Here is a 14,948-nt window from a genome sequence, read left to right on the forward strand (position 1 = left end):
CTTTATCGCTGAAAAAATTTTGTATTGATCGATTTTATCGGACCGCCCCGGAAGATCGGAGCTGGTGAAATGCCGTATGATTGACTGCGGTCCATTCCCCGGAGGCCGGGGAATATTTCGCTAGACGATGAGGCCATAATTTTATACATTATGGCAGAAATTTCAAACCACCTCTTTTTCTCATCCCATCCCGAATGAAAAATCCAACAGTCTCCTGCATCTCTTTTTCGTTTGCGTTTTTTGGTGTTGCGCTGGTTTGTGCGGCAGCGCCGGGGGACCTATGGGCCGGTAACGGGGCTGCCTGGGTGCAGGGCCAACTGGTCCTGGCACAGTCTCCTACGGCAGGAGAGTGCGGCGAGTCGGTCCCCCCCTTGGAGTTTTACGAAACCGTCAGCAACTACGCCCTGTTCGCAGCGTTTGGATTCATCATTCCCGCCATCCTGTTCAACAAGAAAAAGGCAAAGCAGATTCTGGGGATACTGGGAGGGTTGTGCCTGGGTGCGTGGAGCTACCTGGCATACGGGATCGATTACGAGGAAATCAAAAAAGTCATCTTCAACTACAACCTGCAGGCCGAGCAGACGCTGTCCAACATTGCCGAGGCACAGGACCGGTACAAATCCGAACACGACACCTACATCGAGGACCTGGGTAAACTGCGCTCCCACCTTTATGGCGCGCACGGCATCAAGCAGTGCGTGAAGATTCTGGAACTCAATGTGAAATGGGATCACTGGTCGGCCAAGGCCAAGCACGTATCCAGCCCGGACACAGTGGAGTGGGACAGCACCAGCGGCAGTTCGCTGAAAAAAGGGTAGGGAACCTTCCTCTCGGTCGGCTCGTCTCAAGCCACCTTTAAAACACAAAAAGGGCAAGACCTGCACGCACTGCGGCCAGGCCTTGCCCTTGAATAAGTGACCTTGTCAAGCTGGATGATTGCTTGAATCAGGCAGGGGAAGCGGGCTTTTCAGATTCGGGGGCAGGGGACTCTTCGCCACCGTCTCCAGGTGCCGGGTTGGTCTCCGCCGTGTTTTCGATAGCCGCCGGTTGCTGTTGGTCTTCGCCTTCCTTCTCTTCCATGCCGTCGACTTCTTTCATGGAAGTTTTGAAGTTTTTGATGCTCTGACCGAACGCACTGCCGATCTGGGGAAGTTTTCCGGCGCCGAAAATAATCATGATGATGACCAGAATGATCATCAATTCGGGGAAGCCAATTCCCATCATAATTGCGGTCTCCAAAAAAAACTGAGATTAATTGTTCGCGCTTGAGTATAACAAAAATAACATAAAAACCAACAATTTAATAGGGTTCGATTGACTTGCGGCCACAACCTTCTAAAATGAGCAAATACGAATTTTTTCAAGGGCTCTCCCGTGAACCAGGACTATGTTTTGGAACTGTTTTTCGCCATGAAGGGCGACCTGAACAAGATCAATGCCGCCATCGACGAAAAACTGCGTAAAAACCAGATCCGTAAAATCACTACTTTTGAGACGTTCATCAAGTCTCGAATCACAGCCAACCCCAAGGTCTTGCGCATGGTGAACATGGAAATCACACCGGCGGAAGCGGCCTACCTCAGTATGTACCCCGACCTGAAGGAGCTGGAAGTGCTGGACCTTCGTCAGAACCATTTGGGCGATGAAGGGCTGGAAGCGATTGTCCGCTCACCGGTCATTAAAAACCTGTGTGAGCTGGATTTGAGAAGCAACGGTATCACCAGACTGGGTCTGGAAATGATGGCGGGAGTGGAAAACCTGGTCCACCTGAAGAAAGTGGATTTCCGGTCCAACCAGCTTGGAAAGAGGTGGGAGACCAAATTGAAGGAATCCGAATTTTATCCGGAACTGCAGGAAGTGAAAACGGTCTGATTCGAACTCAGTTCATCCAGGGGTTACGCCCATCCCGGATCTTCTGGACCATTTTGTCAGCCAACTCCCTCGCACGCACCTGGTAGGTACCCGTCTTCAAACCTGTGCGGAAATACTCCACAATTTCATGCCGGATTTCCGAGCCCTTTCTCCTTTTTCCATTGTCCGCTTTTTTGCTCATGGTTGTCGCCTCAGCATTGCATGTTGAATCATGGTTGTTTCTTATCAACCGCATTGGGTTTAATTTGAAACCACTCGGTTATCCTGTACGTCGATGCATTTTCTGCGTTGAACGGCGTACCGGCTTTTCCGGGTTGAGAGGGTGAAAAATCACGGCCTGCAATGATGCACGAAGGGGAAAACTCACTTTAGCCCCGGGTAAACCGGGGGCCTGGAGGGCAAACGCTTTCTCCTTTTTTCGGAGTTTTGCGGGCACCATTTTTTCATCCTCCTTGATGTCAATGGCTCAATCATTGGAATTGAACCGTCTTCCCGACGGCCTACTTTATATTACGGAATTTGAAGGAATTTCTTGAGTATCGAGGGGCTATTTTTACAATAGAAAAATTCAGCCGGTTTCATTCAGGAAGGCACGGGGACCAAATATTTATATGGGGTTGCGAAATTGAATGCGGAAAAGCAAACGTAATATAATCGAATAAATCGGTGTGTTTTAACCTGCCCCCGTTTGAGCAAAGAATAAAACTCTTGCCCGGCGGGAATCATTGCGCTTTTATCCTGTTTCACCGAAAATCAGGTGTATGGAGAGTGAACATGGCACATGAAACGTTGAAGGTGGATGGCATGACCTGCGGTCATTGTGTGGAAACCGTAAGCAAAGCTGTCAGCTCGATTCCAGGGGTCAGCAAGGTGGATGTGGATTTGGAAAAGGACCGGGTTGCCGTGGATTTTAACGAAAACCAGACCGCACTTGCTGACATCAAATCAAAAATTACCGACGTGGGTTATGAGGTGGTGGAAGGGTGAGGGTCAGGAAAGGTACTTGCCGATTTCGACTTCCAGTGTCTGCTCCAAGCCATCCCGCAGAATTTTGATCTGCACCGTTTCCCCGACTTTGGTGTCGGCCACGTAGTTCTGCAGATGCTGCGGATGCGCGATGTCCTTGCCGTCGTAGGCGATGATGATGTCTCCCTGCCGCAGGCCGGCTTTGTCTGCAGGGGCACCTTCATCGATGCTGTTCACCACCACCCCGTTTTGATCCCGCGGCACGCGAAACGATTCCGCCATGTCCGGTGTCATGTGCTGGATGCCGATGCCCAGCCAGCCGCGTTCCACCTCACCGTTTTCGATCAGGTCCCGGGCCACCTTCTCCACGGTTTCCATGGGGATGGCGAAGCCAACGCCTGATCCCAGTTCCGCTATGGCGGTGTTGATACCAATGACGTGGCCTTGCATGTCGATCAAAGGACCCCCGCTGTTTCCGGGGTTGATCGAGGTGTCGGTTTGCAGAAAATTCTCAAAGGTGGCGATCCCCAGGTCGATCCGGCCCTTGCCGCTCACCACTCCAACGGTGATGGTCCCCGTCAAGCCGTAAGGGTTTCCAATCGCCATCACCCAGTCGCCCACCTCGATCTTCGAGGAACTGCCGAACTCCGGTTTCTGGAAGTGCGACAGGGAAAATACTTTAATGACCGCGAGGTCCGTTTTGGGGTCCACACCCACCACCTGCGCCGTGTACTCCCGGTTGTCGAGAAATTTCACCAGCAGGCGATTCGCTTTTTCTACCACGTGGTAGTTGGTGACGATGTATCCCGCTTCGTCGAAAATGAGGCCTGAACCCAGACTTTCCATCTGGTAGCGTTTCCGGAACGTGCGTTTCAGCCAGTAACGGAAATTGCTGAACCAGGTCCCGGGCTCGCCACTCATGAGATCGCGCTGGGAGTGGGGATTGGAAATCTCCGTGAGGTTGTTGATGCTGACCACCGCGGGTTTAATCTTTCGTGCGTTGGTAACGAAAGCGTGCTGCAGGCGCACCAGTGTTTCGTAGCCCTCCAGATGCGAATAAGGATTGTTTACCGTGGAGGCCAGGGGAAGCTCAAGGGGTTTTTCCACTTTCGCGGAAGGCGCGCCGACCACCCAGTAAAGGGTCACGCAGACCAGCACGATCCACACCCCGAAAACAATGAACTTTTTCATGTCTGCGGCCTTTCCGGCAGAACTCTATCCTTATTCACCCCGAACTCCCACATACAAAGTGACGATGCCAAACGTCATATCCCGGTATCTCACCGTGTCAAAACCGGCCCTGCGCATTAAAGACGCAAACTCGTCTCGTTCCGGAAATACGCCGACCGATTGCGGTAAATAGGTGTACGCTTGCGGATGGCCCGAAACCCATCGCCCGACCTCCGGCAGGACCCGCTCGAAATAGAGCCGGTACGGTTCCCGCAAAACCGGCTGGCGTGGCAAAGAAAACTCGAGTATCACCGCCCGGCATCCCGGTTTCAGCACCCGCACCATCTCGCGAAGCCCTTGTTCCCTATCGGCAAAATTGCGAACACCAAAAGCCACACTGATGCCGTCGAAGCTATTGTTGGGAAACGGCAGGGCCTCCGACGCGGCGCAAACCCGGGGCAGGGCGCTTGCCTGGTTCCGTACCTTGAATTTCTCTCCGGCCCGGGTCAGCATGGCCTCGCTGAAGTCCAGAGCCACCACCTGGCGGGGCGATTCGGATCGGTGTTCAAAGTATTCCAGAGCCACATCTCCCGTTCCGCAGGCAATATCCAGGTAGCGACCGCCGGATTTCATCGACAGGCGGCTCACCGCACGTTTCCGCCAAAACCGGTCCACGCCGCAACTCAGAACGCGGTTCAGGAGATCGTACCGCGGTGCAATGGCGTTGAACATCGATTGAATCTGGAGGGAAAATGCCTCCCTTTCCTCATCCAGCTCAGGCATCGGCACTCCGGCCGCAAATAAGTCGCATAACCTTTTATTCTAGCACCCACCCGAGGGGACTACAATGGAGGGGAAAGCCATAACCCGAATAAAAGGATGGGTTTGACAAGGCCTTCAGGCCGCTTTATATTCACGCAGTATGAGGTTTTAAATCTGCCCGTTCCGGCAGGAGGTTTTTTTATGAAAAAGGTCATGGTGGCCGTGGCACCCGGTTTCGAGGAAATCGAGACCATCACGGTGGTGGACATTTTAAGAAGGGCGGGCGCGCGGGTGGACCTCGCCGGAACCCAGTCCGAACCCATCGAGGGCTCACGCGGGGTGCGGATTCTGGCCGACGTTCTTTTGTCCGAAATAGATCACAATGACTACGACCTGATTGTCCTGCCCGGCGGCCAGCCCGGAACCACCAACCTGCAGAATAATGAAAAGGTGATCGCCATCGTCCAGAACATGGACAGGGACAGCAAAACTGTGGCGGCCATCTGTGCGGCACCGATGGTCCTGCAAACCGCCGGGGTGCTGAAAAATCACCGCACTACGTCCCACCCGTCTGTACAGGGGAACCTGGATGGCGTTCAATACTCGGACGAAAGGGTGGTGGTGGACGGCAACCTGGTAACCAGCCGATCGCCTGGAACCGCACTCGAGTTTGCCATGAAACTGGTGGAGATACTGTTCGGTCCGGATCGGGTCGAAACCGTTAATAAGGGGGTACTGGCACGTCTATAAGGCTATTTATTTTTTAATTTAGACTAAAACTATTGATAATTAGGGTTAGGGAGATTTGTGTAATATTTAAAAAAAATTAAAACTTTTTGGCGCGTGCGACATCAAACCGGGAAAGAGCCCAAATGGGGCTCCCATAATGAAAAGGGGGGTTTGCTATGTATGTGAACATTTCGCGCAGCAAGCTTCTGGTCAACGACAGACGCTATTCCAAAAAGAAGAAGGCGGAAAAACCGGCTCCACGCTGCAATCACTGTGGTGGGCTGGTTCGTGAAAACGGGGAGATGGTGGCCTGTATCATGTGTTCCCGGGAGGAAGGCCATTTCTGCTCCAGTTGCGCCTACACGCACGCTTCTGAAGTACCCCAGAAGGGCAAAAAAAGTGCCTGATATTTACATATGATTCCCAAAAGCCCGGAGGCTTCGGCTTCCGGGCTTTTTTATTTTCAGAGAAACAGTCGTCCTTCCGCCACAGTACGGGCTTTGCCCCCTACGCGGATGGAACAAATCTGGCCCCCCGTCATTTTCACAGAGACCTTGATTTCCGAGGGTCTATTTATTTCCAGCCCCTGTTCGAGGGTCAGCTCCGAAAGGCGGGTGGTATCCAGCACTTGGTGCTGGGCCAGATAAGCTCCCATTGCCCCGGCCACGCTTCCCGTCGCCGGGTCTTCCGGGATGCCAATGAAAGGGGCAAACCCTCGGGTGTGAACGTGGGCACTGGGATTCACCGTTTCCAGGCAGAATGGGTAAATCATGTCGACATCGCCCAGGATACCCCGGAGGCGGGTGAGATTGAGGGCGATTCTGCCGGCTGGGTCCAACGATTTAAGGGGAACGAGCAGGGCCGGAAAGCCGGTGGAAACCACCTGTGCGGGAAGATCGGGATGAAGGTCCTTTGTGTCCAGCCCCAATGCCTGCGCGATGGCTTGCCGATCGGTTCGCGGACCCTGGATTTCAGGCTGAGGCTGCTCCATCATGAAAGCGACGCCTTCGCGCGTGACGTTAACCGGGCCGACGCCCATCTCAAATCGGCAGGCATTCCGGTCTGGGCCCAAAAAACCGTGCTGGAACAAAACGTGGGCCGTTCCCAGTGTGGGGTGGCCGGCAAACGGGATTTCTTTTCCGGGAGTGAATATTCGGACCTGAAAATCGCAGTCGGTCTGTTTCGAAGAAAACAGAAAGGTTGTTTCAGACAGGTTCATTTCCCGCGCGATGGCCAGCATTTGGTCGGCATCCAGGCCTTCCGCATCAACGAAGACCGCAAGAGGATTTCCCGCCAGCGGCTGATCTGTGAACACATCGACCTGGTAAAAGGTTAGTTCCATAAACCATTAAAAATCAAACTAATAAAAAAGGGGACTCAAACCCGCAAAACCCGACCCCAAACCCTAGGTTCCCATAACATATATTATGTCAACCTGAGGTAAGGGTGAAAAGACGGCATCCAGAGGGCCCTGTTCTCGTTATGGTTGGGGTGAGTTTGATGGCGGCCCGTGTGCCGCCCGTTGTGGAAACGTCAGGCCGGCTGCGCATCGCAAAGAGCCAGGGCGGCTTTGGCGATGTGGTTGTGTGAGAGACCGTATTTCTCATACAGCTCTTTCTTCGATCCGGTTTCGGCAAAATGGTCGCGCACGCCGATCCGCCTGACCGGTACCTGCACGCCATGGTCGGCCAGAACTTCGAGCACGGCGTCACCCAGGCCACCGATGAGATTGTGATCTTCAGCGGTCATTACGCGGCCATGTTTTTTGGCCTGTTCTACGATCAATTCCTGATCGATGGGCTTGATGGTGGAAATATTGACCAGCGTGGCTTTCAGACCTTCCTTTTCCATCTGTTCCATGGCGAACAGGCTTTCTTCAACCATGCCGCCGGTGGCGAAGATTACGAGATCCTTCCCTTCTTGCACCACATGACCCTTGCCCAGCTGGAACTGGAAATTCTCGTCGTAAATGCCTTTTACCTTGGCGCGGCCGAGGCGCATGTAAACCGGGCCCTCATGGTCGATAAGAAACTTCGTCGCCGCAAAGGCTTCCTGATAATCCGCCGGCTGGATGACGGTGAGGTTTGGCATGGCACGGGTGTACGCAATGTCCACCACCATCTGAGCGGTCGGCCCGTCTTCACCTACGGCGAGTCCGGAATGAGTCCCTACGAGCTTCACATTGGTATTGGAATAGGCGATGCTGACGAGCACCTGATCCATGGTCCGGCCCAGCAGAAAGCAGGCGAATCCGGTGGCAAAAGCCACTTTTCCCGTGGTCGCGAGTCCCGCCGCCGTGCACACCATATCTCCTTCGCTGATTCCCATGTTGAAGAACCGCTCCGGGTATTTGTCGCCAAACTTTTTACTTCGCGTGCTGTCACTCACGCCGGCATCCAGCACCACCACTTTGGGATTGTTGCCGAATTCCACCAACGCGGCTCCGTAGCCGTCCCGTGTCGCTCCGTCGATCATTCCAGCTCCTTCATGGCTTTTTCGTAATCTTCATCCGAAGGCGCTACGCCGTGCCAGGCGGTTTTGCCTTCCATAAAGCTGACTCCCTTGCCTTTCACCGTGTCGGCGATGATCACCCGCGGTTTTTCCTTATGGAGCGGCAGATTGAGCGCCTGATGCACCTGCGCCATGTCGTGGCCATCGATGCGATGTACATCCCAGCCAAACGACTTCCATTTGTCTTCAATCGGTTCCAGATCCTTCAGGTCCTTGGTGATATTGTCCTGAGCCACCTTGTTGTAATCGACAATGGCGATGAGGTTGTTGGTCTTGAATTTGGCGGCGGACATGGCCGCTTCCCAGACCTGCCCTTCCTGCAACTCGCCGTCACCCATCAGCACATAAACCCGGTAATCGAGGTTGTCGAGGCGAGCTGCCAAGGCCATGCCGTGCCCCGCACTCAGCCCCTGTCCGAGACTGCCTGTGGCGATTTCAACGCCCGGGGTTTTCGGGTGCGGGTGACCGGAAAGGTTGCGCTTGCTGTTGATTTTACGGTAATCGACCAGTTCCTCGTCGGCTATGTAACCTGCCCGGGCCAAAGTGGCATAAAGGAGGCCCGTAGCATGCCCCTTGCTCAGGATAAACCGGTCTCGCTTCGGGTCGCGGGGGTTTTTCGAGTCAAAACGCATCACGTCGAAAAACAGGGCCGCCGCGATGTCCGCCCCGGAAAGGCTGCCTCCCGGGTGACCGGATCCGGCGCGATGGATGATCTCCAGGCTTTTGCGCCGCAGTTCGCGGGCAATGCTTTCCAACTCCCCTATTTTCGAATCGGTTGTCTGCGTGGTGTCATTCATATGGAAGAAATGGATTCAGTTCAGAGTATTGATTTGTGTCAGCATATTCCAAATCATCCCAATTTTACAGAGGTAAATTGAGAAAAACCGAATTCAAATGGATTTTCAGGGAATTGGGGATGATTGACGGGAAAAGCTATTCGGCCACTACGTTATCAGATAGGATGGCATTGCATTTTTCGAGCAGATCCTCGAGGTCCACCGGTTTTTTTATAAACAGGTCGCCGCCCGCCTCCTGAACCTGTTTTTCCGTATATTGTGGACTGGCGGAGATCACAATGATGGTCATGAAGCTGGTTTTCGGGTTATTCTTGAGATTGGCACACACTTCCAGTCCATTGAGGCCCGGAAGATTGATATCCAGGAGAATGATGGAAGGTAGAAAGTCGGCAGCCTTCAGACCCGCGTCCAGACCGTTGCCCGCAACTTCAACCAGGTATCCTTCCTTTTCCAGAAACTTCTTGACGAGGCTTGTGTATTTTTTCTCATCGTCCACAACGAGTATTTTTTTTGATGACTTGTCCTCGGTCTCTTTTTTAAGGATTTCCTTAATCATGGCAATGGTGTAACCGCTTTTCTGCAGCTCGTACACCCGCTTGCACCGGTCTTTCACCCATGCCGGATAGTACCCGACAATGCCCTTGCCTCCCGGGTGTGCTTCCTTGGCCGGGTCTGGAAAGAAGTTGTACTTTTTCTGCCATAGCCACAGCGTTTTACGGGTTATCGGAATGACTTTCAATATATCTGCGGCGGTAACACGGGAAGCCGAAGCAGGATTATTCATGGGCTTGGTCACATTTTGAAATTGAATAAGCCAGGCAATTGGGGAGGCCTGGAAGCATAGTCATTTATACTATACAGTTACTGTAAAAATTACAAGGAATTTTTCATTTTTACAGGAGGTCCTATATGGGCCCTGTTCAGGTCCGAATTATTTTGAATCGTGTTTTTCACAAAGCGATGCTCTTGAACCGCCTTAAAAATGGCCGGTCTCGGGGGCGTCCCGCGGCCGGAACCGAGTACCAGGGAATGCAGTACAGGAAGTTTCATGAAAGTGGGAACTCGGACCAATTTCCCTTTTAATGCGGTAAGTTATTATATTAAAATCGTTTTTCCCTATTAACCATTGGAGAATTCAGGGGCTATGCTTATGTTGATGAGGGGTGTGTACTCAGTGCGATTAGTGATGATGGCCATCCAGGTTCTTATTTTTCTTCCGGTGATTGCGCAGGCAGAATCCAGCCTGCTGGGCTCGGAAAACCGGTTTCGCCTGCAGGCAGGACTCCAGCTTACGGAAACGCAGGAAACCCAGGGGACGGAAGCCGGAGACAGTGGGAACACCGAGGGTTCCCCCCAACCTGCGACCGAAGATTCGGCGAACAAGAAACCGGACATCGTACTGAGCAATGTCCTGCAATTGTCATTGACCGATGTCATTCAGACCACCCTCACAAACAATGTCGCCATAGCGGTTCAGGAGTACAACTCCCGCATCCAGCGGCAGAACATCATCAATAACGAAGCCGCCTTCGACCCCAGCGTCAATGCCGAAGTGCGGGCCCAGGATGACACGGTTCCCATCGCCTCCGCTTTCGCCAATCCGCCGATTTCGGAAACGGACCAGCAACGGTGGAAAGTCGGGCTCAATCAAAAACTCACTTTCGGCACGGAGTACGAATTTTTCTATGAAGGCATCCGGGATGGTACGAACTCGCTGTTTGCCGGATTGAACCCCCAGTACACCACCAGGTTCGAGGTCAATTTGACCCAGCCCCTGCTCAAGAATTTCGGGCAGGATGTGAACAAAAGCAACATCTATATCGCGCGGAACAATCTCTCCATCTCCCAGTACGATTTCAAAAACCAGGTCATCGACATCCTCACTTCGGCGGAAAATGTTTACTGGGACCTTGTATTCAGCCAGGAGGATTTGAAGGTCAAGCAACAATCCGTCCAGCGTGCCCGCGACCTGGAACAGCGTGTCAAAGCACAGGTGGAGGTGGGCACCATGGCACCCCTGGAAATTCTTCAGGCTCAGTCCGAGGTGGCCTCGCGTGAAGAGGCGGTCATCAACGCGGAAAAACTGATTCAGGATAATGAAGACAACCTGAAAAATATTCTGAATATCGCATTCGATTCGGAAAAAGGAACGAAAAATATCCAGCCCCTCGACGCGCCGCAGTACGATCCCCAGGCGAAGGTCGACCTCAATCATGCGATCAGCCAGGCGCTGAGACAACGCCCGGATTACCTGTCCAAGAAAAAAGAACTGGATACACGTAACATCCAGGTGGAGTTCAATGAAAACCAGACCTACCCTACCCTCGACCTGGTGGCCAGCTACGGCCTCAACGGGATTACCGGTGACGCCCGGCCTGTCGGCCTTGGAGGTGCTCCCCGTATCAGCCAGTTCGGGGGAACCTTTGGACGCGGCATGGAACGGGCTTTGTCCACGGATTTCGACAGCTGGACGGCGGGGGTGGTGTTCAGTTATCCACTCGGAAACCGGGCGGCAGAAAGTCAGTTGACCACCGCCAAGCTGGAGGTCGCCAAGCTCCTTCTCGATATCAAGGACCTGGAAAAAACCATCATTATTGAAGTGCGGGAAGCGGTTCGGCAATTGGAAACGGATATCAAACGTGTGCAGGCGGCGCGAGTGGCCCGGCACCTTGCGGAAGAAACCCTGAACGCAGAATTGAAAAAATTTGAAGTTGGCCTGTCCACCAGTTTCCAGGTGCTGGAGTTTCAAACCGATCTGGCCGAAGAGCAAAGCAAGGAACTTCTTGCCATCATCGATTTCAATAAATCGCGTATCAATTTCCGCAAGGTCATCGCCTCCACACTGGATCATCACAGGATCGAGCTGGCGGAAGAACAGAAACCATGAAAAAACTCCTTATTACATTGGGGGTGGTCGTTCTTGCGGCTGGCGCCTTCTTTCTGGTCCAGAGTGACGGGAAAGAAAATGAACGCCCCAAAAAACATCCCTTCCGGACCGCCAAGGTGGAACGCGGTACCATGGTGGTGAAGATTTCCGCAACCGGTATTGTCGAACCCAACTTCCAGGTGGAGGTCAAGTCCAAGGCCAGCGGCGAAGTGCTCAGCTTCCCCTATGAAGAGGGGGATGCCATCCGGAAAGGCAAGTTCCTGTTGAGGCTGGACAAGTCGGACGAGGTCCGCAATGTCAAGCGGGCGGAAGCGAACCTCGCCAGCGCCCGGGCTCAACTGGATAAGGCCAAGACGTCCCTCAAACTCCAGATCACGCGTTACGGAACCGACTTGCAGGGGGCCAAATCCCAGGTGGAGGAAGCCAGGGCCAACCTGGTTGACGCACGCGACAAGCTGAGTCGGCAGGAGGACCTGTTTCAGAAAAAATTCACCTCCCGCGAATCGCTGGAAACCGCACAAACGGCCTTCAAAGTCCGGGAAGAGTTGCTGGAACAGGCCAAGGCCAACCTGCGTGCTGCTGAAGACAGCGTGCATGACATCGAGGTCAAGAAGCAGGACATCGAACTGGCCAAAGCCGATGTCAAACGGGCCGAGCTGGAACTGGCTGAGGCCAAAGAACGTTTGGCCGAAACCGAAATCTATGCACCGATTTCGGGTGTGTTGATTGAAAAGCTGGTCGAACAGGGGCAGATCATCGCTTCCGGCATCACCACCGTATCCGGAGGCACACCGTTGGCAAAGATTGCGGACATGTCCAAACTGTTCATCGTGGCCGACGTGGACGAAACCGACATCGGCAAGGTGGAGGTCGGGCAGAAGGTGAAGATCACCACCGATGCGTATCCAAACGAGGAATTTGAAGGCGTGGTGACCCGCATCGCTCCCAAGGGCCTGGTCGAGGACAGCATCACCATTTTCAAAGTCAAAATTGAAATCCACGGCAAGGGCCGTGATATTCTGAAACCTATGATGACGGCGAATGTGGATATCATCAGCCGGGAACTGGAGGACGTCACCTTTCTTCCCCGCGAAGCCATTCACCGTGAGGATGGAAAAACCTTCGTCGCCGTTCTTCAGAACAATCAACCCCAAGCCCGGCCGGTGGAACTGGGCGTGAAGAATCCGATCGAAATCCAGGTGGGTGGCGTGAATGAAAACCAGGAAGTGCTGATCGGGGACTGGGAAGAAATCAAGGAACACTTCAAACCGGATGACGACACCATGTCCACCATTCGCAAGATGCTGTTCATTCTCCGGCGTTGACCGTGGCTCTCATCGAAATTCAAAAACTGTCGAAAACCTACGACCTCGGCGCTGAAAAAGTGTTCGCCCTGCGTGACGTCAGTTTTTTCATGGAGGCGTCGGAGTTCGCCTCCATCATGGGGCCGTCGGGCAGCGGCAAATCGACGCTCATGAATCTGCTCGGTTGCCTCGATCTCCCCTCTTCCGGCACCTACCGTCTTGACGGCATTGATGTGCAGAATCTGTCTGCGGACGAGTTGGCCGAAGTGCGCAACAAGAAAATCGGTTTCGTATTCCAGAGTTTCAACCTGCTTCCCCGCGCCACCGCGCTGGAGAACGTGGAATTGCCCCTGCTGTACGGACGGGTGAAGGAACCTGCAAAAAAGGCAATGGACGCGTTGCAGAGGGTGGGTCTCGGCCACCGCGCCAAACACAAGCCGAACGAACTGTCCGGCGGTGAAAAACAGCGCGCCGCCATCGCCCGGGCCCTGGTGATCAACCCGCGCATCATCCTGGCGGACGAACCGACGGGCAACCTGGATTCCAAAACGAGTGCGGAGATCATGAAACTGTTCACCCGGCTGAACGAAGAAGGCGTCACCATTATCCTTGTCACGCACGAAAAGGATATTGCCGCCTACTCCAGAAGAATCTTTCAGATGCAGGACGGAAAACTGGTTCAGGACAGCGGATCGGCGCCCCGCCTCCAGAAGAAGGAAGAGGCTCATGCTGATTTTTGATCTCATCCGAATGGCGCTTCGCAGCCTGGTGGCCAACAAACTGCGCACTTTTCTGACGGCCCTCGGCATCATCATCGGCGTCGGTTCGGTCATCTCCATGATCTCCCTGGGTGAGGGCGCGCGCAAACAGACGCTGGAGACGATTGCCAAGTTCGGCACCAACATCATCTCCGTCAAACCCGGGCAGAAAAGCCGCCGCCACGTGCGGACCGGGAAAGTGGAAACGCTGGTCCTCGACGACGCCCGGGCCATCCGTGAACACATCGACCGCATCACCGGCGTCTCGGCGGAGGTGTACCAGAGCGCGCAGTTGAAGTTCGGCAACAAAAACCGCAATGCCACCGTACGCGGCACGGAAGAAGATTATTACTGGATGTCCAATTTTCAGTTGGACAAGGGGCGCTATTTTGCCGACACGGAAGTGCGCACCGCCCGGCGGGTGGCGGTGCTGGGAGCGACCGTCACCAAAAACCTGTTCGATAACGTCGATCCCATCGGCCAGACCCTCAAGGTGGACGGCCAGAATTTTCTCATTATCGGGACGATGATTGCCAAGGGAGCCCTGTCCTGGTTCGATCCGGACGACCAGATTTTCATCCCCGTCACCACCGCGCAGAAGCGTCTGTTCGGCATCAACTACCTGCAATCGATCGACGTGCAGGCGAAGCGCATTCAGGACATTGAAGCCATCAAACAGGACATCGAATCCCTTCTCAAGCGGCGGCATAACATCCGGGAGGGGCAGGACAATGATTTTCACGTGCAGAACTCGGCGGAATGGCTGAACAGCTGGGGCAACGCGGCCAAAACCTTTCAGTACCTTCTGGGCGGCATTGCATTCATCTCCCTGATGGTCGGCGGCATCGGCATCATGAACATCATGCTGGTTTCGGTCACCGAACGCACGCGGGAGATCGGCATCCGCATTGCCATCGGCGCGAAAAAACGGGAAATCCGCCAGCAGTTTCTGATCGAATCCATTTTCATCAGCTTCTTTGGCGGGTTCATCGGCATCCTGATGGGAGCCGGTGTTTCCATGGGCGTGTCCAAGCTGGGGGGATGGGATATGATCGTCTCCGTTCCCTCGATTCTGCTGGCGTTCGGGTTTTCCATGGTGGTGGGCGTCTTTTTCGGTCTGTACCCTGCCAACAAGGCCGCAAACCTGAATCCCATCGATGCGCTCCGCTACGAATGAGCAAATCGTTCCCAT

Annotated in this window: 17 protein-coding genes; 9 read left to right on the forward strand and 8 right to left on the reverse strand. The window is 53.9% G+C overall.

All coding sequences use genetic code 11. The annotated features are described in order from the left end of the window. Nucleotides 1-305: 305 nt before the first annotated feature. Entirely contained in the window at nucleotides 306-818 is a 513-nt protein-coding gene (locus ACTRXA_RS01805; protein ID WP_442425492.1) for a hypothetical protein, read from the forward strand. Nucleotides 819-945: 127 nt separating this feature from the next. On the opposite strand, the gene tatA is transcribed toward ACTRXA_RS01805, so the two are convergent. Then, the gene (gene tatA / locus ACTRXA_RS01810; protein WP_442425493.1) at nucleotides 946-1,224 is read right to left on the reverse strand and encodes a twin-arginine translocase TatA/TatE family subunit; all 279 of its coding nucleotides are present in this window, start codon (nucleotides 1,222-1,224) and stop codon (nucleotides 946-948) included. Between the two features lie 150 nt (nucleotides 1,225-1,374). Between tatA and ACTRXA_RS01815 the strand changes: the two genes are divergently transcribed. Further along, nucleotides 1,375-1,872 carry a hypothetical protein gene (locus ACTRXA_RS01815; protein ID WP_442425494.1) on the forward strand — a complete coding sequence of 166 codons (498 nt, stop codon included), beginning with the start codon at nucleotides 1,375-1,377 and terminating at the stop codon, nucleotides 1,870-1,872. 7 nt (nucleotides 1,873-1,879) lie between these two features. On the opposite strand, the gene ACTRXA_RS01820 is transcribed toward ACTRXA_RS01815, so the two are convergent. Continuing rightward, the gene (locus ACTRXA_RS01820) at nucleotides 1,880-2,107 is read right to left on the reverse strand and encodes a flagellar biosynthesis anti-sigma factor FlgM (protein WP_442425495.1); all 228 of its coding nucleotides are present in this window, start codon (nucleotides 2,105-2,107) and stop codon (nucleotides 1,880-1,882) included. Nucleotides 2,108-2,646: 539 nt separating this feature from the next. Between ACTRXA_RS01820 and ACTRXA_RS01825 the strand changes: the two genes are divergently transcribed. After that, the gene (locus ACTRXA_RS01825) at nucleotides 2,647-2,859 is read left to right on the forward strand and encodes a heavy-metal-associated domain-containing protein (RefSeq protein WP_442425496.1); all 213 of its coding nucleotides are present in this window, start codon (nucleotides 2,647-2,649) and stop codon (nucleotides 2,857-2,859) included. A 3-nt stretch (nucleotides 2,860-2,862) separates the two neighbouring features. Here the strand turns inward: ACTRXA_RS01825 and ACTRXA_RS01830 are convergent, their stop codons facing one another. Both ACTRXA_RS01830 and ubiE read right to left on the reverse strand, forming a co-directional pair. After that, entirely contained in the window at nucleotides 2,863-4,029 is a 1,167-nt protein-coding gene (locus tag ACTRXA_RS01830; RefSeq protein ID WP_442425497.1) for a S1C family serine protease, read from the reverse strand. A gap of 30 nt (nucleotides 4,030-4,059) precedes the next feature. Beyond that, nucleotides 4,060-4,791: a bifunctional demethylmenaquinone methyltransferase/2-methoxy-6-polyprenyl-1,4-benzoquinol methylase UbiE gene (ubiE, locus tag ACTRXA_RS01835; RefSeq protein ID WP_442425498.1), complete on the reverse strand. Its 732-nt coding sequence runs from the start codon at nucleotides 4,789-4,791 to the stop codon at nucleotides 4,060-4,062. A 180-nt stretch (nucleotides 4,792-4,971) separates the two neighbouring features. Between ubiE and ACTRXA_RS01840 the strand changes: the two genes are divergently transcribed. Both ACTRXA_RS01840 and ACTRXA_RS01845 read left to right on the forward strand, forming a co-directional pair. Then, nucleotides 4,972-5,520 (forward strand): DJ-1 family glyoxalase III, encoded by a 549-nt coding sequence (locus tag ACTRXA_RS01840; protein ID WP_442425499.1) that lies wholly within the window; start codon nucleotides 4,972-4,974, stop codon nucleotides 5,518-5,520. 155 nt (nucleotides 5,521-5,675) lie between these two features. Then, nucleotides 5,676-5,906 carry a hypothetical protein gene (locus ACTRXA_RS01845; protein WP_442425500.1) on the forward strand — a complete coding sequence of 77 codons (231 nt, stop codon included), beginning with the start codon at nucleotides 5,676-5,678 and terminating at the stop codon, nucleotides 5,904-5,906. Nucleotides 5,907-5,962: 56 nt separating this feature from the next. Here the strand turns inward: ACTRXA_RS01845 and ACTRXA_RS01850 are convergent, their stop codons facing one another. From ACTRXA_RS01850 to ACTRXA_RS01865, 4 genes are all read right to left on the reverse strand, one after another. Then, nucleotides 5,963-6,841, reverse strand: coding sequence for a PhzF family phenazine biosynthesis protein (locus ACTRXA_RS01850; RefSeq protein WP_442425501.1), 879 nt, complete (start codon nucleotides 6,839-6,841; stop codon nucleotides 5,963-5,965). A 191-nt stretch (nucleotides 6,842-7,032) separates the two neighbouring features. Further along, on the reverse strand, nucleotides 7,033-7,974 hold the full coding sequence (locus ACTRXA_RS01855) for a transketolase family protein (protein WP_442425502.1): 942 nt from the start codon (nucleotides 7,972-7,974) through the stop codon (nucleotides 7,033-7,035). Beyond that, entirely contained in the window at nucleotides 7,971-8,807 is an 837-nt protein-coding gene (locus tag ACTRXA_RS01860) for a transketolase (RefSeq protein ID WP_442425503.1), read from the reverse strand. The genes ACTRXA_RS01855 and ACTRXA_RS01860 overlap by 4 nt, the downstream gene beginning before the upstream one ends. Nucleotides 8,808-8,943: 136 nt before the next feature. Beyond that, nucleotides 8,944-9,591 carry a response regulator gene (locus ACTRXA_RS01865; protein ID WP_442425504.1) on the reverse strand — a complete coding sequence of 216 codons (648 nt, stop codon included), beginning with the start codon at nucleotides 9,589-9,591 and terminating at the stop codon, nucleotides 8,944-8,946. A 390-nt stretch (nucleotides 9,592-9,981) separates the two neighbouring features. On the opposite strand from ACTRXA_RS01865, the gene ACTRXA_RS01870 reads away from it, so the two are divergent. Genes ACTRXA_RS01870 through ACTRXA_RS01885 form a run of 4 tightly spaced genes read left to right on the forward strand, consistent with a single transcriptional unit; the run spans nucleotide 9,982 to nucleotide 14,933 of the window. After that, a complete protein-coding gene (locus ACTRXA_RS01870; protein ID WP_442425505.1) occupies nucleotides 9,982-11,694 on the forward strand; it encodes a TolC family protein in 1,713 nt (570 codons plus the stop codon). Next, entirely contained in the window at nucleotides 11,691-13,019 is a 1,329-nt protein-coding gene (locus ACTRXA_RS01875; RefSeq protein ID WP_442425506.1) for an efflux RND transporter periplasmic adaptor subunit, read from the forward strand. Before ACTRXA_RS01870 ends, ACTRXA_RS01875 begins: the two co-directional genes overlap by 4 nt. Further along, nucleotides 13,016-13,738: an ABC transporter ATP-binding protein gene (locus ACTRXA_RS01880; protein ID WP_442425507.1), complete on the forward strand. Its 723-nt coding sequence runs from the start codon at nucleotides 13,016-13,018 to the stop codon at nucleotides 13,736-13,738. Before ACTRXA_RS01875 ends, ACTRXA_RS01880 begins: the two co-directional genes overlap by 4 nt. After that, the gene (locus tag ACTRXA_RS01885) at nucleotides 13,725-14,933 is read left to right on the forward strand and encodes an ABC transporter permease (RefSeq protein WP_442425508.1); all 1,209 of its coding nucleotides are present in this window, start codon (nucleotides 13,725-13,727) and stop codon (nucleotides 14,931-14,933) included. The genes ACTRXA_RS01880 and ACTRXA_RS01885 overlap by 14 nt, the downstream gene beginning before the upstream one ends. The last annotated feature ends 15 nt before the right edge of the window (nucleotides 14,934-14,948 follow it).

Origin of the sequence: Nitrospina sp. P1_D6, from assembly GCF_052156615.1 — a bacterium.
Taxonomy (GTDB): domain Bacteria; phylum Nitrospinota; class Nitrospinia; order Nitrospinales; family Nitrospinaceae; genus Nitrospina.

Excerpts from the sequence above, each read along its gene's own strand:
- ACTRXA_RS01845 (WP_442425500.1), top strand. The coding sequence starts at position 5,676 with ATGTATGTGAACATTTCGCGCAGCAAGCTTCTGGTCAACGACAGACGC.
- ACTRXA_RS01820 (WP_442425495.1), bottom strand. The coding sequence starts at position 2,107 with ATGCGGTTGATAAGAAACAACCATGATTCAACATGCAATGCTGAGGCG.
- ACTRXA_RS01860 (WP_442425503.1), bottom strand. The coding sequence starts at position 8,807 with ATGAATGACACCACGCAGACAACCGATTCGAAAATAGGGGAGTTGGAA.
- ACTRXA_RS01830 (WP_442425497.1), bottom strand. The coding sequence starts at position 4,029 with ATGAAAAAGTTCATTGTTTTCGGGGTGTGGATCGTGCTGGTCTGCGTG.
- ACTRXA_RS01855 (WP_442425502.1), bottom strand. The coding sequence starts at position 7,974 with ATGATCGACGGAGCGACACGGGACGGCTACGGAGCCGCGTTGGTGGAA.
- ACTRXA_RS01850 (WP_442425501.1), bottom strand. The coding sequence starts at position 6,841 with ATGGAACTAACCTTTTACCAGGTCGATGTGTTCACAGATCAGCCGCTG.
- ACTRXA_RS01885 (WP_442425508.1), top strand. The coding sequence starts at position 13,725 with ATGCTGATTTTTGATCTCATCCGAATGGCGCTTCGCAGCCTGGTGGCC.
- ACTRXA_RS01840 (WP_442425499.1), top strand. The coding sequence starts at position 4,972 with ATGAAAAAGGTCATGGTGGCCGTGGCACCCGGTTTCGAGGAAATCGAG.
- ACTRXA_RS01825 (WP_442425496.1), top strand. The coding sequence starts at position 2,647 with ATGGCACATGAAACGTTGAAGGTGGATGGCATGACCTGCGGTCATTGT.
- ACTRXA_RS01865 (WP_442425504.1), bottom strand. The coding sequence starts at position 9,591 with ATGAATAATCCTGCTTCGGCTTCCCGTGTTACCGCCGCAGATATATTG.
- ubiE (WP_442425498.1), bottom strand. The coding sequence starts at position 4,791 with ATGCCTGAGCTGGATGAGGAAAGGGAGGCATTTTCCCTCCAGATTCAA.
- ACTRXA_RS01875 (WP_442425506.1), top strand. The coding sequence starts at position 11,691 with ATGAAAAAACTCCTTATTACATTGGGGGTGGTCGTTCTTGCGGCTGGC.
- tatA (WP_442425493.1), bottom strand. The coding sequence starts at position 1,224 with ATGATGGGAATTGGCTTCCCCGAATTGATGATCATTCTGGTCATCATC.